At 70.6% G+C, this 22979-nt stretch carries 20 protein-coding genes; 17 read left to right on the top strand and 3 right to left on the bottom strand.

The annotated features are described in order from the left end of the window. Positions 1 to 59: 59 nt before the first annotated feature. Positions 60 to 1508 (bottom strand): PucR family transcriptional regulator, encoded by a 1449-nt coding sequence (locus ACWDLG_RS38445; RefSeq protein ID WP_449929517.1) that lies wholly within the window; start codon positions 1506 to 1508, stop codon positions 60 to 62. Between the two features lie 135 nt (positions 1509 to 1643). On the opposite strand from ACWDLG_RS38445, the gene speB reads away from it, so the two are divergent. The 10 genes from speB to ACWDLG_RS38395 all read left to right on the top strand — a co-directional run bounded on the left by speB (position 1644) and on the right by ACWDLG_RS38395 (position 13189). Further along, positions 1644 to 2576: an agmatinase gene (gene speB / locus ACWDLG_RS38440; protein ID WP_449929515.1), complete on the top strand. Its 933-nt coding sequence runs from the start codon at positions 1644 to 1646 to the stop codon at positions 2574 to 2576. Next, positions 2573 to 4114, top strand: a complete 1542-nt coding sequence (locus ACWDLG_RS38435; RefSeq protein WP_449929513.1) for a purine-cytosine permease family protein — start codon at positions 2573 to 2575, stop codon at positions 4112 to 4114. Before speB ends, ACWDLG_RS38435 begins: the two co-directional genes overlap by 4 nt. 10 nt (positions 4115 to 4124) lie before the next feature. Continuing rightward, positions 4125 to 4601, top strand: a complete 477-nt coding sequence (locus ACWDLG_RS38430) for a GNAT family N-acetyltransferase (protein WP_449929511.1) — start codon at positions 4125 to 4127, stop codon at positions 4599 to 4601. 381 nt (positions 4602 to 4982) lie between these two features. Beyond that, a complete protein-coding gene (locus ACWDLG_RS38425; protein ID WP_449929509.1) occupies positions 4983 to 6359 on the top strand; it encodes an extracellular solute-binding protein in 1377 nt (458 codons plus the stop codon). Next, the gene (locus tag ACWDLG_RS38420) at positions 6334 to 7242 is read left to right on the top strand and encodes a carbohydrate ABC transporter permease (RefSeq protein ID WP_449929507.1); all 909 of its coding nucleotides are present in this window, start codon (positions 6334 to 6336) and stop codon (positions 7240 to 7242) included. Before ACWDLG_RS38425 ends, ACWDLG_RS38420 begins: the two co-directional genes overlap by 26 nt. Then, positions 7239 to 8057 (top strand): carbohydrate ABC transporter permease, encoded by an 819-nt coding sequence (locus tag ACWDLG_RS38415; protein WP_354920168.1) that lies wholly within the window; start codon positions 7239 to 7241, stop codon positions 8055 to 8057. Before ACWDLG_RS38420 ends, ACWDLG_RS38415 begins: the two co-directional genes overlap by 4 nt. Then, positions 8057 to 9121, top strand: coding sequence for an ABC transporter ATP-binding protein (locus tag ACWDLG_RS38410; protein ID WP_449929505.1), 1065 nt, complete (start codon positions 8057 to 8059; stop codon positions 9119 to 9121). Before ACWDLG_RS38415 ends, ACWDLG_RS38410 begins: the two co-directional genes overlap by 1 nt. Continuing rightward, a complete protein-coding gene (locus ACWDLG_RS38405; RefSeq protein ID WP_449929503.1) occupies positions 9118 to 10287 on the top strand; it encodes a CehA/McbA family metallohydrolase in 1170 nt (389 codons plus the stop codon). Before ACWDLG_RS38410 ends, ACWDLG_RS38405 begins: the two co-directional genes overlap by 4 nt. Next, positions 10278 to 12965, top strand: coding sequence for a glycoside hydrolase family 38 N-terminal domain-containing protein (locus tag ACWDLG_RS38400; protein WP_449929501.1), 2688 nt, complete (start codon positions 10278 to 10280; stop codon positions 12963 to 12965). Before ACWDLG_RS38405 ends, ACWDLG_RS38400 begins: the two co-directional genes overlap by 10 nt. Continuing rightward, positions 12962 to 13189, top strand: coding sequence for a hypothetical protein (locus tag ACWDLG_RS38395; protein WP_449929499.1), 228 nt, complete (start codon positions 12962 to 12964; stop codon positions 13187 to 13189). The genes ACWDLG_RS38400 and ACWDLG_RS38395 overlap by 4 nt, the downstream gene beginning before the upstream one ends. A 57-nt stretch (positions 13190 to 13246) precedes the next feature. On the opposite strand, the gene ACWDLG_RS38390 is transcribed toward ACWDLG_RS38395, so the two are convergent. After that, entirely contained in the window at positions 13247 to 13741 is a 495-nt protein-coding gene (locus ACWDLG_RS38390) for an Lrp/AsnC family transcriptional regulator (RefSeq protein ID WP_354920180.1), read from the bottom strand. A 181-nt stretch (positions 13742 to 13922) separates the two neighbouring features. Here ACWDLG_RS38390 and ACWDLG_RS38385 point away from each other — a divergent pair, with 181 nt between their 5' ends. From ACWDLG_RS38385 to ACWDLG_RS38355, 7 genes are all read left to right on the top strand, one after another. Continuing rightward, a complete protein-coding gene (locus ACWDLG_RS38385; protein ID WP_449929496.1) occupies positions 13923 to 15356 on the top strand; it encodes a gamma-aminobutyraldehyde dehydrogenase in 1434 nt (477 codons plus the stop codon). A 29-nt stretch (positions 15357 to 15385) separates the two neighbouring features. Further along, positions 15386 to 16450: an ABC transporter ATP-binding protein gene (locus ACWDLG_RS38380; protein WP_354920186.1), complete on the top strand. Its 1065-nt coding sequence runs from the start codon at positions 15386 to 15388 to the stop codon at positions 16448 to 16450. Between the two features lie 10 nt (positions 16451 to 16460). Then, a complete protein-coding gene (locus tag ACWDLG_RS38375) occupies positions 16461 to 17693 on the top strand; it encodes an ABC transporter substrate-binding protein (protein WP_449929494.1) in 1233 nt (410 codons plus the stop codon). A 4-nt stretch (positions 17694 to 17697) separates the two neighbouring features. Beyond that, the gene (locus ACWDLG_RS38370; protein ID WP_354920192.1) at positions 17698 to 18549 is read left to right on the top strand and encodes an ABC transporter permease; all 852 of its coding nucleotides are present in this window, start codon (positions 17698 to 17700) and stop codon (positions 18547 to 18549) included. Further along, positions 18546 to 19331 (top strand): ABC transporter permease, encoded by a 786-nt coding sequence (locus ACWDLG_RS38365; RefSeq protein ID WP_449929492.1) that lies wholly within the window; start codon positions 18546 to 18548, stop codon positions 19329 to 19331. The genes ACWDLG_RS38370 and ACWDLG_RS38365 overlap by 4 nt, the downstream gene beginning before the upstream one ends. A gap of 275 nt (positions 19332 to 19606) precedes the next feature. Then, positions 19607 to 21001 carry an NAD(P)/FAD-dependent oxidoreductase gene (locus tag ACWDLG_RS38360; RefSeq protein WP_449929582.1) on the top strand — a complete coding sequence of 465 codons (1395 nt, stop codon included), beginning with the start codon at positions 19607 to 19609 and terminating at the stop codon, positions 20999 to 21001. A gap of 154 nt (positions 21002 to 21155) precedes the next feature. Next, a complete protein-coding gene (locus ACWDLG_RS38355) occupies positions 21156 to 22010 on the top strand; it encodes an alpha/beta hydrolase (protein WP_354920197.1) in 855 nt (284 codons plus the stop codon). Here ACWDLG_RS38355 and ACWDLG_RS38350 read toward each other — a convergent pair. Then, entirely contained in the window at positions 21991 to 22932 is a 942-nt protein-coding gene (locus tag ACWDLG_RS38350; protein WP_354920200.1) for an alpha/beta hydrolase, read from the bottom strand. The genes ACWDLG_RS38355 and ACWDLG_RS38350 overlap by 20 nt on opposite strands. Positions 22933 to 22979: the final 47 nt, after the last annotated feature.

Genomic DNA, 22979 nt, shown 5'->3' with positions numbered 1-22979 from the left:
AGGGGGGTCCGAGGCGCGGAGAAGCTCAGGAAGGGCCCGCGGTAGGGAGACGCTCGGGGTCAGTCCTGGAGGCCGAGTTGTCTGGCTGCTCGGATGGCCAGCCAGACCTCCGCGAAGGCCGCGCTGGACGACAGGTCGCGGCCGGTCAGCTCCGCGAAGCGGCGCAGCCGGTAGGCGAGCGTGTTGGGGTGGACGTGCAGCGCCGCCGCCGCGTCCTCGGTGCGCCGGTCACGCTCCATCCACGTGCGCGCGGAGGTCAGCAGCTGCGAGCCGTGCGCGGAGTCGTAGGCGATCACCTTTCCCAGCACGTGGTCGACCAGGGCGGTCAGCACCCACGGGTCGTCCTGCAGCCACCTTCCGGTCGTGTCGTCGCCGTAGTGGACCAGCGCCCTGCCCGACTCGGCGGCTCTGGCCGCCGCCCACACCGCTTCCCGCTGCGCCACCCGCATCGGCTCGCCCGGCGTGAACGGCCTGGAGACGCCCGCCGCCACCCCGGGGATCTCCGCGACGGGCGTGCCGAGAGCGGGGGAGCCGAGCACGTAACGGTCGTCGCCGCGGCGCAGCATGAGATGCGGCGCGTCGTCGAGGGCGCGGCGCAGCGCCTCGTCGGTCACCTGGCGGACCGCGAGCAGGGCGATGGGCGCCTCGAGTCCCATCCTGGCCAGCCGGCGCCGCGCCGTGGCCGGGTCGAGCACGTCCTGCAGCAGTTCCGACAGCGTCTCGGCGCCCTCGCGCCGCAGCGTCTCCCGTTCGTGCCTGACCATGGCCACCTGGAGCGCGGCCACGGTGGCGATGTGCTGGACGACGGCCAGCCCGGCGGGCCGTGCGCCTTCCCGCTCGAAGGCGACCAGGAATCCGGCCGGCCCGCCGGGGGAGGGCACCGGCAGCACGAAGCCGCCCGGGATGGTGGGCGGCGCGTCGGGCGTCGAGGGCAGCACGTCGAGTGCGGGAACCGGCACCCCGGGCAGCAGCGGGCGCCCCTGCGGGGTGCACAGGAAGACCTCGTAGCCGCTGAGCCGTTCGAGCCGCCGGAACAGCGTGGCGTGGTCGAGGTCCTCGGCGGCCAGCCAGCGCAGCGCGCCGAACACCTGGAGTTGCGCGCCGAGCCGCTGGCGCGCGTCCTCCTGGACGGCCGCCGCCACCTCCTGCGCGATCGCGATGAACGGCACGGCCAGCGGCACCTCGAGGACGGGCATGCCGCGTTGCTCCGCCGCCTCGAAGAAGGCTTCGTGCAGCGGCGGCATGTGCAGCTGCGCCGACAGGGCCAGTGCCGACACCCCGGCGTCGTCGAGCCGTTCGAGGTAGGCCCGCTGCTTGGCGGCGGTGCGGGGCACGCCCAGGCCCGTGGTCATGATCACCTCAGCGCCGAGCAGCCACGGCGTCGGATCGTCGAGTTCGCTGACGTGCGCCCACGAGACCGACCGCGACAGGCCGGCCGCCCCGGCCAGCAGGCGCAGCTGCAGCGCGGGGGAGCGGAGAAGATCCTCGACGGAGACCTTTGTGGTCACCCACGAAGCGTATGCGCACTTTCGTGACCTGCACAATTGTCCCCTCCTGGGGGCGTTGCGCACACTCGTGCAAACAGCCACGAGGGCTGCGAACAGTCACCACGAGATCATTCGCCACGAGAAAGGGGACAGGCCATGCCCAGGGGGCCCGTCGACTCCTCCAGGATCCCGCGCTTCGCCGGGTTCGCCACCTTCGCCCGCCTCCCCCGCCTCGACGAGGTCGAGCACGCGGACGTCGCGGTCGTGGGCGTGCCGTTCGACAGCGGCGTCTCCTACCGGCCGGGCGCCCGCTTCGGTCCCGCCGCCGTCAGGGAGGCCTCGCGGCTGCTGCGGCCGTACCACCCTGGCCTCGACGTCTCGCCCTTCGAGCGGGTGCAGGTCGCCGACGCGGGCGACATCGCCTGCAACCCCTTCAACATCGGCGAGGCGGTCGAGGCGATCCAGGAGGCCGCCTCGGCCTTCGACAGCCGGCTGGTCACGATCGGCGGCGACCACACGATCGCGCTGCCGCTGCTGCGCGCCGCCGCCGCCAAGCACGGCCCGGTGGCGCTGCTGCACTTCGACGCGCACCTGGACACCTGGGACACCTACTTCGGCGCGGAGTACACCCACGGCACCCCGTTCCGCAGGGCGGTCGAGGAGGGGATCCTCGACACCGAGGCGCTCAGCCACGTCGGCATCCGCGGCCCCCTGTACGGCAAGCGCGACCTCGAGGAGGACCGCAGGCTCGGCTTCGGCATCGTCACCGCCGCCGACGTGCTGCGCCGCGGCCTCGACGAGGTCATCGACGCCCTCCGCCAGCGCATCGGCGACCGTCCGCTCTACGTCTCCGTCGACATCGACGTGCTCGACCCCGCGCACGCGCCCGGCACCGGCACCCCGGAGGCGGGCGGCCTGACCAGCCGCGAGCTGCTGGAGATCCTGCGCGGCCTGGCCGGCACGAACCTCATCGGGGCCGACGTGGTCGAGGTCGCCCCCGCCTACGACCACGCCGAGATCACCTCCGTCGCCGCCTCCCACGTGGCCTACGACCTGATCAGCCTGCTGGCCATGAAGGAGAAGCCATGAGCCGCCGGGAAAGCATCACCGAGATCGAGACCCACGGCGTCGACCGCATCCCCGACGCCGACCGCACCGCCCGTCCCGTCGACCTGTTCAGGCTGGCCTTCGGCGGCGCCAACACCTTCGCCACCTGCGTGCTGGGCGCCTTCCCCATCCTGTTCGGCCTGTCGTTCTGGCAGGGGCTGGCGGCCACCGGGCTCGGCCTGGTGGTGGGCGCGCTGATCCTGGCCCCGCTGTCGCTGTTCGGCCCGATCAACGGCACCAACAACGCGGTCTCCTCCTCGGCGCACCTGGGCGTCCACGGCCGGGTCGTCGGCTCGTTCCTGTCGCTGCTGACGGCGATCGCCTTCTTCTCCATCTCGGTGTGGTCCTCGGGCGACGCGCTGGTCGGCGGCGCGCACCGGCTGGTGGGCCTGCCGGAGAGCGGACCGGCCTACGCCGTCGCCTACGCGCTGTTCGCGAGCCTGGTGCTGATCGTCTGCGTGTACGGCTTCCGCTTCATGCTCTTCGTCAACAAGATCGCCGTGGTGGCCGCGTCGCTGCTGTTCGTGCTGGGCGCCTTCGCCTTCGCCGGCGACTTCGACCCCTCCTACGCGGGCACGATCGCCCCTGGCGACCCGCTGTTCTGGCCCTCGTTCATCGGCGCGGCGCTGATCGTGCTGTCCAACCCCGTCTCGTTCGGCGCCTTCCTCGGCGACTGGTCGCGCTACATCCCCGCCGGGACGCCCCGCTCGCGGGTGATGGCCGCCGCCTTCCTGTCGCAGATCGCCACCATCCTGCCGTTCTTCTTCGGCCTCGCCACCGCCTCGGTCATCGCGGTCAAGGCCGCGCAGTACGTCGACCCGGCCGCGCCCAACTACGTCGGCGGCCTGCTGGCCATCTCGCCCGCGTGGTACTTCGTGCCGGTCTGCCTCATCGCGCTGATCGGCGGCATGTCCACGGGCACCACCGCCCTGTACGGCACCGGCCTCGACTTCTCCAGCGTCTTCCCGCGCTTCTCCCGCGTGCAGGCCACGGTCTTCATCGGCACGCTGTCGATCGGCTTCATCTTCGTCGGCCGTTTCGCCGCCAACCTCACCCAGAGCATCTCGACCTTCGCCACGCTGATCATCACCTGCACGGCGCCGTGGATGGTCATCATGATGCTCGGCTACGTCACCCGCCGCGGCTGGTACGACGCCGAGGCGCTGCAGGTCTTCAACCGTCGCCAGCGCGGCGGCCGCTACTGGTTCACCCACGGCTGGAACTGGCGCGGCATGACCGCGTGGCTCGTCTCCGCGGCGCTGGCCATCCTGTTCGTCAACCTGCCGGGACAGTTCGTCGGCCCGCTCGGCGACCTGGCCGGGGGCGTGGACGTCTCGCTGCCGCTCGGCCTGGCGGCGGCCGCCGTGCTGTACCTGGCCCTGCTGTTCGCCTTCCCCGAGCCGCGCGAGGTGTACGGCCCCGCGGGGCCGCGCCTGGTCGGCTCCAGCGGCACGCCCGTCCCGCCGATCGTCGCCGCCGACGCCCGCGTGCTCGAGCCGGAGGCGCCGCTGATCGGCTAGCGTGTCGGGCATGCCGTTCGAGATCCGGCCGATCGGTCCGGCCGACCGCGAGGTCGTCCTGCGGGTTCTCACCGACAGCTGGGGCGGCCCGATCGTGGTCGGCCACGGCGAGGCCATGGACGCCGGCTCACTGCCCGGCCTGCTGGCCCACCTCGACGGCGCCCTGGCGGGGCTGGTCACCTACGCGGTGCGCGGCCGGGAGTGGGAGGTCGTCACGCTCGACGCCGTCATTCCCGGCAGGGGCGCGGCGACCGCCCTCCTCGACGCCCTCAGGCAGGCGGCGCGCGCGGCCGGTGCGACCAGGTTGTGGCTGGTCACCACCAACGACAACACCCACGCGCTGCGCTTCTACCAGCGTCGCGGCTTCGACCTGGTCGCCCTGCACCGGAACGCGGTCGAGCGGGCCCGCGCGCTGAAGCCGTCCATCCCTGCCGTGTCGGACGGCATCCCGATCGCGCACGAACTGGAGCTGGCGCTCACACCCTGACGAGCACCGATCGGCACCCCGGGCGCGAGACGCCCCCGCCGGTGATCGGGCCCCGCGCGAGTGCCCCATCGACGCCTCCCTGTGCTTCTCGGCCGTGCTCCGGGCCCCTGTCGCCACGCGAGCCCCACGCCCGCCCATGATCACCGGGCGCCTCCCCATGAGCACCCCCGCCGCCGGGGGAGACAGCGCCGGACCGGGAGCGCCCCGCCGGAACGGGATCGGCGTGCGTCTCTCCTGTTCCGGAACGACCCAACGGCACCGCCTGCCCACCCCAAGGGCCTGTCCAAAACCGAGAGGTTGCCGGAATGTTGCCAGGTCTTTACGTCGTGATGTTGTCATGACATATTGGCCCAGGCTTTTCGGACACTCTCGGAGGGTTGCGTGAAAAGATCCATTGGCGCTGTCGCGGTGCTCACCGTGACCGGGATGGCGCTCACCGCGTGCGGCCAGTCGTCCTCCGGCTCTGACGCCATCGAGCTGACGATCACCCAGAACTCCATCGCGGGCGGCAAGAACGCCGTGACCGCCGAACACATCGCCAACTGGGTCATCCCCAAGTTCGAGGCGGCGCAGAAGGCGAAGGGCAAGAACGTCAAGGTCACGTTCGTGCCCAGCGGTGTCGACGACGAGCAGTACAAGACCAAGCTGGCCCTCGACCTGAAGTCCAGGAAGGGCGCCGATGTCATCGACATCGACGGCATCTGGGCGGGGGAGTTCGCCGAGGCCGGGTACATCAAGCCGCTGTCGGAGGTCGTCGGCCCCGAGGCCGACGCCTGGGACGGCTGGTCGCAGATCCCCGAGGCGGTGCAGGGCCTGACGACCTACAACGCCAAGAAGTACGCGCTGCCGATCGGCACCGACGGCCGCGTCCTCTACTTCAACAAGACGCTCTTCCAGAAGGCGGGCCTGCCGGCGGACTGGCAGCCCAAGAGCTGGCAGGAGGTGCTCGACGCGGGCGCCAAGCTGAAGTCGGCGGGCGTCCCCACCCCCCTCCAGATCAACGCGGGCACCGCCATGGGCGAGGCGACCTCCATGCAGGGCGTCTTACCACTGCTGGCGGGAGCGGGCGGCGAGATCTACAAGGACGGCAAGTGGTCGGGCGCCTCCCAGCCGCTCAAGGACGCCCTCGGCCTCTACCAGAAGATCTACGGCGGTAGCGGACTGGGCGATCCCAAGCTGCAGCAGGAGGCCAAGGGCAGGGACAAGTCGTTCGCCGAGTTCGCCGCCGGCAAGATCGGCATCCTGATGGAGGGCGACTACTTCTGGCGCGGCGTGGTCAACCCCAAGGACGGCGTCGCCAAGATGGCCGACCGCGACCAGGTGGTCGGCTACGCGATGATCCCGGCGCTGGAGCCGGGCAAGGGCATCCGCGGCCAGGACTTCGTCAGCATGTCGGGCGGCGCGCTGCGGACCGTCAACCCCAACAGCGCCCATCCGAAGGAGGCTTTCGAGCTGGCCGCCTTCACCCTGTCGCCCGAGGCGCTGAAGGAGGAGACCAAGGCGAACGTGCGCATCACGCCGCGTTCGGACGTCAACAAGGAGATCCTCACCAGCGACCCCCTGCTGATGTTCATCTCGGAGAAGGTGCTCCCGCTGACGGCCTACCGGCCGCCCATGGCCGTCTACCCGCAGGTGTCGGCGGCGCTGCAGGAGGCCACCGCGCAGGTGGTCGGCGGCAAGGCGCCCGACCAGGCCGCCGCGGACTACCAGTCGAAGCTCGAAGGACTCGTCGGTGGCGCGGGCAACGTCTCTTCCTGAGAAGGCCCGGTACAGCGCGGACGCGGCGGGTCTGGGCACGCCCAGGGCCGTCGCGTTCGTCGCCCCCGCGATGGCGCTCATCGCGGTGTTCCTGGTGTTTCCCGCGCTGTGGGTCATCTACCTGGGGCTGACGAACTACCGCCTGACCGGCCTGGCGGCCGCGGAGCCGCGGTTCGTCGGCCTCGACAACTTCGTCAAGGCCGTCTCCGACGGCGGGTTCTGGAACTCCACCTGGCTGACGGTGCAGTTCGTGCTCGGTTCGGCGGTCATCGGCCAGGTCGTGCTCGGCTTCACCATCGCCTGGCTGCTGCGCGACCGGCGCGGCCCGCTCAAGCGCGTGGTCGAGGGCCTGGTCATCCTCGCCTGGATCCTGCCGGGCGCGGTCGTGTCGTTCCTGTGGATCGCGCTGCTCGACCGCGACAGCGGCTCCCTCAACGCGCTGCTCGGCATCCCAGGCTTCGCCTGGCTGCTCGACCACCCGATGCTGTCCATCGTCGTCTTCAACACCTGGCGCGGCACCGCCTTCTCGATGATGCTGTACGGCGCGGCGCTCGGCAACGTGCCGCCCTCGCACCTGGAGAGCGCCAGGCTGGCCGGCGCCTCTGGCTGGCAGCAGCTGTGCGACGTGGTCTTCCCGCACATCAGGGGCCACATCCTGACCAACCTGCTGCTCATCAGCCTCTGGACGTTCAACGACTTCACCCCCTTCCTGCTGACCGCCGGAGGGCCCGACCACAGGTCGGAGGTGCTGGCCGTCCACGTCTACAACGTGGCGCTGAAGGGCGGCGAGCTCGGGTTCGGCGCCGCCGTCTCCACGATCATCCTGCTGATCAACCTGGTCGTGGCGGTGTTCTACCTGCGGCTGCTCAGGAGGAGGTCATGACCCGCTTCGTCCTCGGCCGGATCGGCTTCTACACGCTGATCGCCGTGCTCCTGGCCTTCTTCACCGTGCCGCTGCTGTGGCTGGCCGCCGCGCCGTTCACCTCGAACCCGACCTACGAGGTCTCGCTGCCCGACTTCACGGTGGCCAACTTCGCGGCGATCCTGGAGCACCCGTACGCGCTCGGCTCCCTCTACAACTCGCTGCTGCTGGCGGTGGGCACCGCCGTCCTGGTCGTGCTGCTGGCCGCGCTGGCGGCCTACGCGCTCAGCCGCGTGCGCCTGCCGGGACGCGACGCGCTGCTCTACGCGCTGTTGCTGCTGTCCTCGATCATCACGGGGACGGCCGCGATGGTGCCGCTGTTCCAGCTGGCCGTCGAGCTCGACCTCATCGACTCGCAGCTCGGCCTCATCCTCATCCTCACCGGCGGCCTGCTGCCGGCGGCCGTCTTCATGCTCAAGGACTTCATGGACTCCACCCCGAAGTCCTACGAGGAGTCGGCGCGGGTCTTCGGCGCCTCGCCGCTGCAGATCGTCGGCCATGTGGTCGTCCCCCTGGTACGGCCGGGCCTGGCCACGATCGCCGTCTGGTCCATCGCCAACGTGTGGGGCAACTTCCTGATGCCCTACCTGCTGCTCAGCGACATCGAGAAGCAGCCGGGCGCGGTGATCATGTTCACCCTCTACACCGAGGGCGGTCAGGCCAACCTGCCGCTGCTGTCCACCTTCGGCCTGCTCTACTCGGTGCCGGTGGTGCTCATGTACCTGTTCGTCAGCAAGAAGTACGGCTTCCGCTTCCACGGAGGGATCAAGCGCTGATGGCCGCGATCGAACTCAGAGGCCTGACCAAGGTCTACCCAGGCGGCGTGAAGGCGCTCGACTCGCTCGACCTGGTGATTCCCGACGGCGAGTTCTTCGCCCTGCTCGGCCCGTCGGGCTGCGGCAAGACGACGCTCCTGCGGACGATCGCGGGCCTGGAGACCGCCACGGACGGCTCGGTCGTCATCGGCGAGCGCGACGTCACCGGGGTCCAGCCGGGCGGGCGCGACGTGGCGATGGTCTTCCAGGACTACGCGCTCTTCCCCCACATGGACGTCACCGACAACATCGCCTACCCGCTGCGCATCAAGAAGGTCGCCAAGGCGACCCGGGCCGGCCGGGCCCGCGAGGTCGGCGAGCGGCTCGGCCTGGCCCACCTCATGGACCGCCGCCCCGGGCAGCTGTCCGGCGGCCAGCAGCAGCGCGTCGCCCTCGCCCGCGTCATGGCCACCCAGGCGCAGGCGTTCCTGTTCGACGAGCCGCTGTCCAACCTGGACGCCAGGCTCCGCCTCGAGGCCCGCACGTTCCTGAAGAAGCTGCAGCGCGAGCTCGGCGTCACCACCGTCTTCGTCACCCACGACCAGGCGGAGGCGCTGGCCATGGCCGACCGGATGGCGGTCATGGAGAACGGGCACATCAGGCAGATCGGCACCCCGGCCGAGGTGTTCCAGCGTCCGGCCAACACCTTCGTCGCCGCTTTCATCGGCTCGACCCCGATGAACCTGCTGGAGGGCGTCGTCAGGGGAGAGCGGCTGGAGGTCGCGGGGTGCAAGCTGCCGGTGCCCGCCTCGGCGGAGGGCCGGCTGTCCGACGGCGAGCAGATCGTCTACGGCGTGCGGCCGGAGTACATGACCTACGCGGCCGAGCCCGTCGAGGGCGCCTTCGGGGGAAAGGTGGCGATCGTGGAGAACCTGGGCGCCGTCCACCTGGTGACGCTCGAGGTCGGCGGCGTGCTCGTGCAGGTCGTCGTGCCGGAAGGCAGCGAGCCGGCGCCCGGTGCGGAAGGATTCGCGGTGCCCAGGGGCGACCGGGCGCTGATCTATCGCGATGGGAACGTGGTATGACGCTGATCCACGGCCGCTGGAGCCTGGACGACCGGCTGGAGCGGATGCTGAGGGAGGTGCCCTTCGAGCTGCCCGCGGGGGCCGAGGGGGTGACCGTCGGGTTGCGCTACGACCGGTCCAAGGGGGTGCTCGATCTGGGCGCCGCCGGGCCGTACGGCTTCCGCGGCTGGTCGGGCGGCGCGCGCGACGAGTACACGATCACCCGTGACTGGGCCACGCCCGGCTACCTGCCGGGCGAGCTCGAGCCCGGCGCGTGGCAGGTGTGGCTGCGGCTGCACCGGGTGCCGCCGGAGGGGCTGGAGTACACGCTGGAGGTGACGGTCCACCGGCGGGCGCCCCAGCGGCCGGTGGAGGAGGAGCCGCCGCCCGCGGTCCGGCCGCCGCGCCGCGACATCCCCGACGTGGATGGCCTGCGGTGGTACGCCGGCGACTTCCACGCCCACACCGTGCACAGCGACGGCGCGCTGACGGTCGCGGAGCTGGCCGCGCTGGCCACCGGCAGAGGGCTCGACTTCCTGGCGGTCACCGACCACAACACCGTCAGCCATCACCCTCACCTGGCCAAGGTCCGGGAGATCACGCTGATTCCCGGGCAGGAGGTGACCACCGACCGGGGCCACGCCAACGTGTTCGGCGACGTGGGCTGGGTCGACTTCCGCCGGCCGCCCGGCACCTGGGGCGAGCGCGGGCTGCTGTCGATCAACCATCCGCTCGGCGGCGACTGCGCGTGGCTGCACCCGCTGCCGCGGCGGCCGCGCGTGGTCGAGGTCTGGCACTCCGGCTGGTGGGACCGGCGCTGGGGCGCGCCGCTGGCGTGGGCGCAGGCCTGGCGCGACGACGTCATCGTCATCGGCGGCAGCGACTTCCACCGCCACGGCGCCGACGGGCTGCCCGGCGCGCCCACCACGTGGGTGCTGGCCGAGGAGCCCGGCGCGGTCCTCGACGGCGTGCGGGCGGGCCGTACCGCGGTCTCGGCGGGGCCCGACGGGCCGCTGCTGCTCAGGCTCGGCGACGAGCTGCTGGCCCTCGACGCCGACGGGCTGGTCCTGGTGCGCCGTTCGGGGGAGCGGCAGGTCATCCGCGGTGACCGCGTCGTGCTGCCCGCGGGCGACGGACCGTTCAGGTTGGAAACCCACGAGAACGAGGTGATGGCGCTGTGCGCGTGACCCAAGAGATCGTCGTCGTCCCGCACACGCACTGGGACAGGGAGTGGTACGAGCCGTTCCAGCGCTTCAGGTTGCGCCTGGTCGCGCTCATGGACGAGGTGCTCGACACCATGGAACGCGAGCCCGACTACCACTTCACCCTCGACGGGCAGCTGGCCTGCGTGGACGACTACCTCGAGGTGCGCCCGGAGAACCGCGACCGGATCGCCGCGCTGGTCGAGGCGGGACGGCTGGCGATCGGGCCGTGGCAGATCCTGCTGGACGAGTTCCTGTGCTCGGGCGAGACCATCGTCCGCAACCTCGAACTGGGCATGGACCGGGCCGACAAGCTCGGCGGCGCCATGCCGGTCGGCTACCTGCCCGACATGTTCGGCCACACCGCCCAGATGCCGCAGATCCTCGCCCTCGCCGGGCTGGCGCAGGCGTGCGTCTACCGGGGGGTGCCCGCCTCGGTGGTCACCGACGCCTTCGCGTGGGTCGCGCCCGACGGCACCGCGGTCCGCGCCCAGTACCTGCCCGCCGGAGGCTACGGCAACGGGGCCCACCTGTTCGAGGCGCCGGGACAGGTGCTCGCGCGGGCCGAGACGTTCGTCACCACCATGCGGCGATGGCAGGGCGAGGACAAGCCGTTGCTGGCGATGTACGGCACCGACCACTCGGCCCCCGTGCGCGGGCTGCCGGAGATGGTGGCCTCGCTCGGCGCCCGCATGGACACGCTGTCGGGCTACATCGGCGCGCAGGGGACCGAGGGGCTGCCCCGCGTCCACGGCGAGCTGCGCTCGCACGCCCGCGCCAACATCCTGCCCGGCGTCATCTCGGTGCGCGCCCACGTCAAGCAGGCGATGGGCAGGGCCGAGCGGATGGTCGAGCGCTACGCCGAGCCGCTGGCCGCGCTCTGGGGCGAGTCGTGGCCCGAGCGCTTCCTCGACATGGCGTGGTGGCGGCTGATCGACGCCAGCGGCCACGACTCGGTCACCGGGTGCGGCGTCGACGAGACCGCCCAGCAGGTCGCGGCCCGCATCGCCGAGGCCGAGCACCTCGGCCAGGCCGTCCGCGACATGGTGACCTCCCGCCTGGCCGCCGCCGTGCCCTCGGGCGCGGTCCTGGTGGTCAACCCCTCGCCGTTCCCGCGCACCGGGGTGGTGCTGATGGACGTGGCGGGCCTCGACCCGCTGGTGGACGCCGCGGGCAGGGCGGTGCCCGCCCAGACCCTGGAGTACGCCCCGACGCTGCTGCTCGACGAGGAGATGGACCCGCGCCTGGCGTTCACCTTCATCCACGGCACCGAGCTGTACGGCCAGCACATCACCGGCTGGTCGATCGCCGACGGGGTGCTGGTCTTCAGGGTCGCGCGCGAGCCGGCGGCGGCCTTCGACGTGGCGGAGGTGGCCGCGGCGCTGGCGGAGGCGGAGGGCGCCGTCACCCGCGTCCGCATCGTCGCCGAGGCCCGCAGGACCGTCGCCGCGCTGGTGGACACGCCCGCCCTCGGCCACACGAGCGTCCGCCCCGGCCGCCCGTCCGGGTCGCGGAGCCCCGCCCCCGGCGCCGGACCGCGCGGGGTGCGGGCCGAGGGTCAGGTGCTGGACAACGGCCTGCTGCGCGTGGAGGTCGCCGCCGACGGCACGCTCACCCTCACCGGCCGCGACGGCGTGACGATCGCCGGCGCCGCGCGGATCGTCGAAGGCGGGGACGTGGGCGACACCTACAACCACGCCCCGCCAGCCGCCGACCTGCTGGTCCTGGCGCCGGAGTCGGTGGAGGTGAGCCTGGTCTGCTCGGGCCCGCTGGTCGCCGCCCTCGACGTCCACCGCGGCTACGCCTGGCCGAGAGGCACCGACGTCACCGAGGCCGACGGGCCCGCCGACCCGCTCCCCGCCGCCGCCCGCACGGCGGCCGTCGAGCACGTCACCGTCGCCACCCGGGTCGAGCTGCGGGCGGGCGAGCCGTTCGTCCGGCTGCACGTGGAGTTCGACAACCGCTGCGCCGACCACCGGGTCCGCCTGCATGTGCCGCTGGCCGAGCCGGCCGCCGCCTCCTTCGCCGAGGGGCAGTTCGCCGTCGTCGAACGCGCTCCGACGGCCGAGGGAGGCTGCGGCGAGACCCCGCTGCCGACCTTCCCCGCCTCCTCGTGGGTGGCCGCCGGCGGGGTGGCCGCCCTCCTCGAGCACGTCACCGAGTACGAGCTGGTGGACGACGAGCTGGCTCTGACGCTGCTGCGCTCGGTCGGGTACCTGTCCCGCAACCGCAACGCCCTGCGGCCGGAGCCCGCCGGTCCGCAGCTGCCGACCCCGGCCGCCCAGTCGAGGGGGCCGCGCTCGGTCAGGCTGGCGCTCATGCCGTACACGGGGACGTGGGCGGCGGTGCCGGGGGCGGCGGAGGTGTTCCGGCACGACGTGCTGGCCGTGCCCGGCACCGGTGCCGCGGACCTGTCCCTGCCCGCCCCGGGCACGGGCCTCACCGTGAAGGGCGAGGGCGTCGTCATGACCTCGCTGCGCCGCCGCGACGAGTGGAAGGAACTGCGGCTGGTCGCCCTGTCGGGCGCGGACACGGTGGCGACGATCGAGGGCGACTTCACCGAGGCCCGCCGCGCCGACCTGCGCGGCCGGCCGGGCGAGCCGGTCGACGCCGCCCGCCTGCCGCTGCGCGCCTGGGAGATCGCCACCATCCAGGTGCGGTGAGCCCGGCGGTCGCCCGGCCGACCCGTCACTCCGGACGGACCGGCCGGGCGGCCGTGGTCCGGGCGCTGGAGGCTCTTCTCGTCCGGCTCGATCCCGAGCGGGTCTGGGGCGGCCTGTCCCGCATGACCACGCCCGAAGGGCTCACGCTGTACCTGTGCGCGGACCACAGCCGGGCCTACCGGCGTCCTTCGCGGTCGGCCCTGGAGGGGTCGGCACCGTCGTGATCGTGCGGAAACCGACACGGCGCGTTGACGCTGCTTGCCGGAAAAAGGGGAAAAGATTTACCGAGTGCCCCACGAGTAGGTCTGCTTGCGCAGTTTGAGGTACACGAACGACTCCGTGGCGCGGACTGCCGGGATCGCGCGGATTTTGCCGAGAATCTCCAACAGGTGACGGTCGCCCTCGCACACCACCTCGACGATCACGTCGAAGGAGCCCGCGGTCAGCACCACGTAGTCGATCTCCTCGATCGAGGCGAGCTCGTCGGCGACGCTGTCGAGGTCGCCCTCGCAGTTGATGCCGATCATCGCCTGGCGGGGGAAGCCGAGCGTCAGCGGGTCGGTGACGGCGACGATCTGCATGACCCCGTCGGTCTGCAGGCGCTGCACCCGCTGGCGTACCGCGGCTTCCGACAGCCCGACCGCCTTGCCGATCGCCGCGTACGGCTTGCGCCCGTCCTCCTGCAACTCTTCGATGATGCGCTTGGACAGGTCGTCGAGCACGACCTGGGCGGGCCTGCCGTCGCCGTCTCTGCGCGCCTTGGGCGGGGTCGTCATGTGGCAATCCCTCCTGTGCCGCACAGCCCTCGTGGGGTCCTGGTGCGACATGTTGTCAGTTCTGGGCGCACTGTCAAGCGAATTCGTAGCAATTTGATATCTTCGCGACGAAATCCCTTGTCCTGATGCTGACGCTCTGTCAGAGTCGCGACAACTCAGCCACCTCACCAGGAGGTCAACGTTGACCACCCGTCTGCAGAACTTCATCAACGGTGAGTTCGTGGATGCCAAGAGCGGCCGATTCTCGGACGTCATCGACCCGTGCACCGGAGAAACCTACGCACAGGCGCCCGTCTCCGGGCAGGAGGACGTCGACGCTGCCTACGCCGCCGCGGCCGCCGCGTTCGAATCGTGGGGGCGGACGACGCCGGGCGAGCGCGCCGGGCTGCTGCTGAAGGTCGCCGACGCGATCGAGGCGCGGGCCGACGAGATCAACGAGGCCGAGTGCCTCAACACCGGCAAGCCCCGAGCTCGCATGGCCGAGGACGAGACTCCGGTCGCCGCCGACCACTTCCGCTTCTTCGCGGGAGCGGCGCGCACGCTGGAGGGCCCCACGGCCGGTGAGTTCCTCGCCGACCACACCAGTGTCATCCGGCACGAGCCGATCGGTGTCGTCGGCCAGGTCACGCCCTGGAACTACCCGATGATGATGGCGGTCTGGAAGATCGCCCCCGCGCTCGCCGCGGGCAACACGATCGTGCTCAAGCCGTCGGACACCACGCCCGCCTCGACGCTCAAGCTCGCCGAGATCATCGGCAGCGTGCTGCCTCCCGGCGTCTTCAACGTCGTCACCGGCGACCGCGAGACCGGCGCCCTGGTCGTCGGCCACCCGACGGCCGCGATGGTCGCCATCACCGGCTCGGTCGGCGCGGGCATGGCCGTCGCCAAGAGCGCGGCCGAGGACCTCAAGCGCGTGCACCTCGAGCTGGGCGGCAAGGCGCCCGTCGTGGTGTTCGAGGACGTCAAGGACCTCAAGGCGGCCGCCGAGTCGATCGCCACCGCCGGTTTCTACAACGCGGGCCAGGACTGCACCGCGGCCTGCCGCGTGCTGGTCCACGAGAGCGTGCACGACGAGTTCGTCGCCGCCCTCACCGAGGCCGCGGCCGGGACCGTCACCGGCGACCTGTCCGACGAGGAGGCGCTGTACGGCCCGCTCAACAACGAGAACCAGCTGACCAAGGTCTCCGGGTTCTTCGAGCGGCTGCCCGCGCACGCCAAGGTCCTGACCGGCGGCCACCGGGTCGGCGACAAGGGCTACTTCTTCGCGCCGACCGTCGTCGACGGCCTCCAGCAGGACGACGAGATGGTCCAGAACGAGGTCTTCGGACCCGTGATCACCGTCCAGACCTTCACCGACGAGGCCGACGCCCTGGCCAAGGCCAACGGCGTGCAGTACGGCCTGTCGGGCTCGGTGTGGACGTCCGACCACGGCCGCGCCATGCGGATGTCCAACAGGCTCGACTTCGGCGTGGTGTGGGTCAACACCCACATCCCGTTCGTCTCCGAAATGCCGCACGGCGGCTTCAAGCACTCGGGTTACGGCAAGGACCTGTCGGTCTTCGGCCTCCACGACTACACCCGGGTCAAGCACGTCATGCACTACATCGGCGAATAGCTCCGACACAGAGTGGGATAAATCCTGGTATGACCAGCGCTATCGACCTTGAGGACGTGATCAAGGAGTACCTCTCGCATGGCGAGGTCGTCCAGGCGGTGAAGGGCGTCTCGCTCTCCATCGCCGAGGGGGAGTTCTTCTCCCTCCTCGGCCCCTCCGGGTGCGGCAAGACGACCACCATGCGGATGATCGCCGGCTTCGAGGAGCCTACGCGCGGCACGGTCAAGCTCCACGGCCAGAACGTCACCGACGTTCCGCCCAACAAGCGCGACGTCAACATGGTGTTCCAGTCCTACGCCCTGTTCCCGCACATGAACGTGTGGGACAACGTGGCCTTCGGACTCAAGCAGAAGAAGACCCCCGACGCGGAGATCAAGCGCCGCGTCGGGGAGATCCTGGACATCGTCGACCTGACCGGTCGCGAGAAGCGCAGGCCACGCGAGATGTCCGGCGGCCAGCAGCAGCGCGTCGCGCTGGCCAGGGCTCTGGTGAACAACCCCAGGGCCCTGCTGCTGGACGAGCCGCTGGGCGCGCTCGACCTGAAGCTGCGCCAGGCCATGCAGATCGAGCTGAAGCGCATCCAGCGTGAGGTCGGCATCACGTTCGTCTACGTGACGCACGACCAGAGCGAGGCCCTCACGATGAGCGACCGCATCGCCGTCATGAACGACGGTCTGGTCGAGCAGCTCGCCGGGCCCCGCGAGATCTACGAGCAGCCCGCCACCGCATTCGTCGCGGGCTTCATCGGCACATCCAACCTGCTGACCGGCGCCCTCACGGGGGGCGTGCTGAAGGTCGCGGGAGGGCGCGTGCTGGTCCCAGGGGGGCAGGACGGGGAGGTCACGGTGACCGTCCGCCCTGAGAAGATCACGATCGACGTCGACGAGCCCAACGGCGGCCTCAGCGCCGTCCCCGGCACCGTCTCCGAGGTCGTCTACCTGGGCACCTACAACAGCTATGCGGTACGGCTGGCCGACGGCGCCGAGGTGACCGTCTTCCAGCAGAACGCGCACGACGCCTCGACCACGGCCGAACGTGGCGATGCCGTCTGGCTCTCATGGCAGCCGCAGCACTCATACGCGATTGGAAGTTGATATCCGTCTCATGGACGTCCGCACGAACCCCGCCTTCCTACGCGGCATGACCACGAGTCGCCGCGACGCACTCAAGCTCGCCGGGATGACGGCCGCCGCCATGGCCCTCGCCGCCTGTGGCGTCGAGGGCAAGAAGTCAGCCGCCGCACCGACGCAGAACGCCGCCGCCGACTTCTGGGCCGGCAAGAAGCAGAACGGCGTGCTCCGCTTCGCCAACTGGCCGCTCTACATCGACAAGGACGGCAAGAACTACCCGTCCCTGCAGATGTTCGAGAAGGACAAGGGCATCAAGGTCACCTACACCGAGGCCATCCAGGACAACGGCACGTGGTTCGGCAAGATCCAGCCGCAGCTCGCCGCCAACACCGACATCGGTTTCGACCTGATGGTCATGACCAACGGCAACCAGCTCGCCAAGGCGATGAACCTCGGCTACCTGGCTCCGCTGGACCACTCCAAGCTTCCCAACTTCGCCGCCAACGCGGCGCAGAAGGTGAAGAACCCGCTCTGGGACCCGAACAACACCTACACGATCCCGTGGACGGTCGGCGTCACGGGCATCGCCTACAACCCCGAGTACGTCGACGAGGTCACCAGCATGAACGACCTCTGGAACCCGAAGTACAAGGGCAAGGTCGGCATGATGCTCGACTCGCAGGAGATCGCCAACTTCGGGATGTTCGCGCTCGGCATCGACCCTGACAAGTCGAAGGAGGCCGACTGGCGCAAGGCCGCGGCCAAGCTCCAGGAGCAGCGCGACCAGGGCCTGGTGCGCAAGTACTACGAGAACGACTACATCGAGGCGCTCGTCCGCGGTGACATCTGGATCACGATGGCCTGGTCGGGCGACATCTTCCAGCAGGTCGCCGAGGGCAAGAACCTCAAGTTCGTGGTGCCGCAGGAGGGCGCCACGATCTGGACCGACAACATGTGCATCCCGAAGACCGCCCAGAACCCGGTCGACGCGCTCACGCTGATGGACTACGTCTACCAGCCCAAGATCGCCGCGATGCTCGTGGAATACATCAACTACATCACGCCGGTGCCCGCGACCAAGGACATCGTGCTCGCCGACGCCGCCAAGGCCACGGGCGAGGACAAGCAGGCGCTCCAGCAGGTCGCGGAGAGCCCGCTGATCTACCCGTCGGAGGCGGATCTGGCCAAGATGCGCTCCTACCTGCTGCTGGACAGCAAGACCGAGCAGCTCTTCGAGAGCATCTTCCAGCCCATCACCCAGGGCTAGCACGATGAGGCGGCTCACCCCCTACCTGCTGATCCTGCCGGGCGGGCTGTGGCTGGCGATCTTCCTGGTGGTGCCGATGGTCTTCATGGCCTCGGTGTCCACCCAGGAGGGCAACGTGGTCGACGGGTTCGCCCAGACCTTCCACTTCGCCACCTACGTCGACAGCCTGGTGCAGTTCAAGACGCAGTTCCTGCGCTCGGTCGGCTACGGCCTGGCCGGGACGGCGATCGCCATCGCCATGGCCTATCCCGTCGCCTACTGGATCGCCTTCAAGGGCGGGTCCAGGAAGTCGACGTACCTGCTGCTGGTGCTGCTGCCGTTCTTCGTCTCGTTCGTACTGCGGACGGTGTCGTGGAAGTTCCTGCTGGCCGACGAGGGCATCGTGCTGCAGCCGCTGAAGGCCCTGGGCTGGTTGCCCCAGGACTTCCACGTGCTGCAGACGTCGGCCGCGGTGATCGGCGGACTGGTCTACAACTACCTGCCCTTCATGATCCTGCCGATCTACGTGGCGCTGGAGCGGGTGGACCCCCGGGTCGTGGAGGCGGCCCAGGACCTCTACGCGACCAGGACCGCCGCGTTCCGCAAGATCGTGCTGCCGCTGTCGCTGCCAGGGGTGTTCGCGGGCGTGCTGATGACCTTCGTCCCGATGACGGCCGACTACGTGAACGCGGGCATCCTGGGCGGCCCGGCCAACACGATGATCGGCAACATCATCCAGACCCAGTACCTGGTCAACAACAACTACCCGACCGCCTCGGCGCTGTCGTTCACGCTGATGGCGGCCATGCTCGTGGGCATCTTCGCCTACGCCAAGGCGCTGGGCACCGAGAACGTGCTGGAGGCGGCGGCACGATGAGAACGCGCAAACTCGCCGACCGGCTGCTGTTCGGCTACGTGTGGGTCATCATCGCGTGGCTGTTCCTGCCGATCGCCGTCATGATCGCCTTCGGCTTCAACGACACGCAGAGCAAGTCGAACGTCTCCTGGCAGGGCTTCACGCTCAAATGGTGGGGACGGCTCGACGAGTATCCCGACCTGACCGACGCGGTGTTCAACTCGCTCCAGCTCGCGGTGCTCTCGGTGCTGATCACCACGGTGCTCGGCACGATGATCGGGCTCGCGCTGGGCCGCTACCGGTTCAAGGGGCAGGGCCCGATGAACCTGGTGATGTTCGCCGCGATCTCCTCGCCCGAGCTGGTCATGGGCGCCGCGCTGCTGTCGCTGTTCGTCAGCACCGGCGTGGACATGGGCTTCACCACCGCGCTCATCGCCCACGTGCTGTTCTCGGTGTCGTTCGTGGCCATCACCGTGCGCGCCCGCGTGGTCGGGCTCGACCCGTCCATCGAGGAGGCCGCCAGGGACCTGGGCGCCTCGTCGTGGACCACGTTCTGGCGGATCACCTTCCCGATGATCCTGCCCGGTGTGGTCGCCGGCGCGCTGCTGGCCTTCGCGCTGTCCATCGACGACTTCGTCATCACCCAGTTCACCAGCGGCGCCATGCAGACCTTCCCGCTGTGGATCTGGGGGGCCACCCGCATCGGTGTCCCGCCCCAGGTGAATATCCTGGGTACGCTCATCTTCGCGGTGGGCGTCGTGATCGCCGTCGTCAACTCGGTGACCGCGCGCCGCCGCGTCTAGGAAGTCCGTGAACCCCCGCTGTGGCGGGGGCTTCGGCATAATGCGCCTCAGGCGGTGGGGGATCGGCCCCCGCCGTCCTGCGGGACCGCGCCCGCTTTCGCGGGTCGCGGGCGGACCTGCCCGTGCGCGCCGTACGGTGGCACGCGGGCGAGACCTTGGCAAGGAACAGGGAGGCGAGATCGGATTCAGGCGGGGGGAACCCGCGCGCGATCAACTGACTGATCGGGCAATCAATTCATGTGCTGTAGTAACACTCACGTAGGGATGTGAGATTTGTGGATCCGCTGAAGGCTCTTGCTGACGCGGAGCGCAAGCCGTACTGGCTGGACACCCCGGCCAGACCCGAGCCGCTGAAACGGCTCATCGGCACCACCAAGGCCGACCTCGTCGTGGTCGGCGGCGGCTTCTCGGGGCTGTGGACCGCCCTGATGGCCAAGGAGAGGGACCCGGGCCAGGACGTGGTCCTGCTGGAGGGCCGCAGGATCGGCTGGGCGGCCAGCGGCCGCAACGGTGGGTTCTGCATGGCGACGCTGACGCACGGACTGCCCAACGGCCTCGACCGGTGGCCGCAGGACATCGACCGCCTCGAGCGCATGGGCGTCGAGAACCTCGACGAGATCGAGCGCACGCTCGAGCGCTACGACATCGACTGCTCCTTCGAGCGCACCGGCGAGCTGCACGTCGCCACCGAACCGTGGCAGCTCGACGACCTGGCAGGACACCTCGACCTCATCGAGGAGCTCGGGCTCGACTACGTCCTGATGGACCAGCAGCAGATCAGGGCGGAGGTGAACTCCCCCACCTACCTGGGAGGGCTGTGGGAGCGCCAGGGCTGCGCCATGGTCGACCCCGCCCGGCTGGCCTGGGGCCTGCGCAAGGCCTGCCTGGAGGCGGGCGTGCGCATCTACGAGCGCACCCCCGTCAGGTCGCTCGCCGACGACGGCGTCACGATGGAGCTGCGCACGCCGTACGGCACCGCGAAGGCCGGCAGGGTCGCGCTCGGCACGGGCGTCTTCCCGCCCCTGCTGAAGCGGCTCAAGCACTTCCTCGTACCGGTCTACGACTACGCCCTCATGACCGAGCCCATGTCGGAGGCCCAGCTCGCCTCCGTCGGATGGCACAACCGGCAGGGCGTCGGCGACTCGGCCAACCAGTTCCACTACTACCGGCTCACCGACGACAACCGGATCCTGTGGGGCGGCTACGACGCCGTCTACTACAACGGCGGCCAGATCAAGCCCGAGTACGAGCAGCGCGACGAGACCTTCGTCAAGCTGGCAGGGCACTTCTACGCGACCTTCCCGCAGCTGTCGGAGCTCCGCTTCACCCACCGGTGGGGCGGCGTGATCGACACCTGCAGCCGCTTCAGCGCCTTCTACGGCCAGGCGCACGGCGGCCGTCTCGCCTACGCGGTCGGCTACACCGGCATGGGCGTGGGCGCGACCAGGTTCGGCGCCAACGTGATGCTCGACCTGCTGTCAGGCGAGCGCACCGAGCGGACCGAGCTGGCGATGGTGCGGGAGAAGCCGGTCCCGTTCCCTCCCGAGCCCGTGCGGTCGGGGGTGATCCAGTTCACCCGGTGGTCGATCGCCCAGGCGGACCTGCACCAGGGGCGGCGCAACCTGTGGCTGCGGACGCTCGACAGGATGGGCCTCGGCTTCGACTCCTGACCCCGGACGCCCCTCTCTCGGCGATCGTGTGGACCCCGGCCGGCGCCCCGTGACGGCGCGCCGGTCCCGGGCTTCGGCGGGGCCTGTCCGGAAGGCCCCGGCCGAGTCCGGCGGTGCGGCCCGCGAGGTCGCCCCGGCGGGCCAGACTGAACGCATGAGAGTCGAGTTCGAGGTCGACGGCATCACGCTCGTCGGCGACATGCGCATCCCGGAGGGCGAGGGGCCGCACCCCGCCCTCGTCCTCACCGGCCCCTTCACCGGGGTGCGCGACCAGGTCACCGGCCGGTACGCGGAGCGGCTGGCCGCCCACGGCCACGTCACGCTGGCCTTCGACCACCGCAACTGGGGCGAGTCGGGCGGCCTGCCACGGCAGCACGAGGACTGGCAGGGCAAGCTGGCCGACCTCAGGGCCGCCGTGTCGCTGCTGCGGAGCAGGCCCGAGGTCGACCCCGAGCGGATCGGGGCGGTCGGGATCTGCCTCGGCGGCGGCTACGCCCTCAGGTTCGCCGCCTTCGACCCGAGGGTGAAGGCGTTCGCCGGCATCGCGGGCGCCTACAACAACCCCTACGGCAGGCACTTCGAATCGGTCCTTCCCGGCCTCACCCAGGTGCTCGAACGGCAGGACCGGGGCGGCGAGACCGAGTACCTGCCCGCCGTGGCCGAGGAGGGGGAGGCGGCCATGCCGGGCGACGAGCCGTACGCCTACTACGGCGCCACCGCCTCACCGACCTGGCGCAACCGGGTGACCGCGGCCAGCATCCGCGAGCTGGTCACCATGGACAACATGATGGGCGCCGACTTCCTGTCGCCCCGGCCCGGCCTGATCGTGCACGGTGTCATCGACAGGTTCTGCTCGCCCGAGGGCGCCGAGGAGGCCTACAAGCGGATGGGGCAGCCCAAGCGGATCGTCTGGCTGGACGCCAGGCGCCACATCGACCTCTACGACGGCGAGCCGTACGTCACCCAGGCCGTCGAGGCGACGGCGGAGTTCATGCGCGAGCACCTCTGATCCCGTGATCCGGCCCGACCGCCCGGACGAAGGCGCCCGCCTCGGCGATCGCGGCCACGCCCTCCCGCGCCAGGTCGGCGAAGACCTGGAAGGCGTGCACCTGGCCCTGCCAGATCTGCAGGCGGCACGGCACGCCCGCGCGGTCCAGGGCGGCGGCCATCAGCTCGGCGTCGGCGCGCAGCACCTCCCTCGATCCGGCCTGGATGAGGACGGGCGGCAGCACCGACAGGTCGGCGTGGGCCGGACCCCAGAGCGGGTCGGTCGGCACGATGCCCGGCCACAGCAGGTGGCTGAGCGCGGGCAGCCTGGAGACCGGCAGGTAGGGGTCCGTGCCGAGCCTGGCCGCGTGGTCGAGGTCGATGAACGGCGACAGCGCCACGATGCCGCCAGGACGGGGCAGCCCCTCGGCCACCGCGCGCAGCGGCGTGAGGAAGCTGAGGTACCCACCGGCCGAGTCGCCCGCGACCACGATGTCATCGGCGGCATAGCCCCTGGCCAGCAGCCACCGGTAGGCCGCCACGCAGTCCTCGACCGTCTCGGTGAACGGCACGCCGGGCGGCTTGCGGTAGGCGACCGACAGCACGGGTGCTCCCGCCGCCAGGGAGAGCCTGGCGACCAGCCGCCGGTGGGTGCGCAGCCCGCACAGCACGAAGCCGCCGCCGTGGAAGTAGAGGATCACGCGGCGGGAGCGGTGGTCGACGCCCTTCGCCCGCACCCACTCCGCCGCGCACCCCAGCCCGCGCACCCTCGCCGTCCTGGTGCCGCGCGGCGGCCTGAGCACCACGGCCATCAGGTCGATCACCGCGGCGAACCGCATCAGGGCGAACGGGGTCCAGGCCAGCAGCGGGTAGACGAACAGGCGTGCCAGGAAGGGCACCAGCCGTGAGCCCAGGCTGCCGCCGGGGCGCTCTTCGAGGACCATGTATCGATGATGTGACATAAAATGACGCTTTGTCGCGTTGTTCATTG

The organism is Nonomuraea sp. NPDC003727 (assembly GCF_053586935.1).
Note: the sequence above shows the minus strand (reverse complement) of the source record. Positions and strands in the feature narration are given on the sequence as shown.

Coding starts and splice junctions, on each gene's coding strand:
- speB (WP_449929515.1), top strand. CDS start 1,644: ATGCCCAGGGGGCCCGTCGACTCCTCCAGGATCCCGCGCTTCGCCGGG.
- ACWDLG_RS38435 (WP_449929513.1), top strand. CDS start 2,573: ATGAGCCGCCGGGAAAGCATCACCGAGATCGAGACCCACGGCGTCGAC.
- ACWDLG_RS38430 (WP_449929511.1), top strand. CDS start 4,125: ATGCCGTTCGAGATCCGGCCGATCGGTCCGGCCGACCGCGAGGTCGTC.
- ACWDLG_RS38415 (WP_354920168.1), top strand. CDS start 7,239: ATGACCCGCTTCGTCCTCGGCCGGATCGGCTTCTACACGCTGATCGCC.
- ACWDLG_RS38410 (WP_449929505.1), top strand. CDS start 8,057: ATGGCCGCGATCGAACTCAGAGGCCTGACCAAGGTCTACCCAGGCGGC.
- ACWDLG_RS38405 (WP_449929503.1), top strand. CDS start 9,118: ATGACGCTGATCCACGGCCGCTGGAGCCTGGACGACCGGCTGGAGCGG.
- ACWDLG_RS38390 (WP_354920180.1), bottom strand. CDS start 13,741: ATGACGACCCCGCCCAAGGCGCGCAGAGACGGCGACGGCAGGCCCGCC.
- ACWDLG_RS38380 (WP_354920186.1), top strand. CDS start 15,386: ATGACCAGCGCTATCGACCTTGAGGACGTGATCAAGGAGTACCTCTCG.
- ACWDLG_RS38375 (WP_449929494.1), top strand. CDS start 16,461: ATGGACGTCCGCACGAACCCCGCCTTCCTACGCGGCATGACCACGAGT.
- ACWDLG_RS38370 (WP_354920192.1), top strand. CDS start 17,698: ATGAGGCGGCTCACCCCCTACCTGCTGATCCTGCCGGGCGGGCTGTGG.
- ACWDLG_RS38365 (WP_449929492.1), top strand. CDS start 18,546: ATGAGAACGCGCAAACTCGCCGACCGGCTGCTGTTCGGCTACGTGTGG.
- ACWDLG_RS38355 (WP_354920197.1), top strand. CDS start 21,156: ATGAGAGTCGAGTTCGAGGTCGACGGCATCACGCTCGTCGGCGACATG.
- ACWDLG_RS38350 (WP_354920200.1), bottom strand. CDS start 22,932: ATGGTCCTCGAAGAGCGCCCCGGCGGCAGCCTGGGCTCACGGCTGGTG.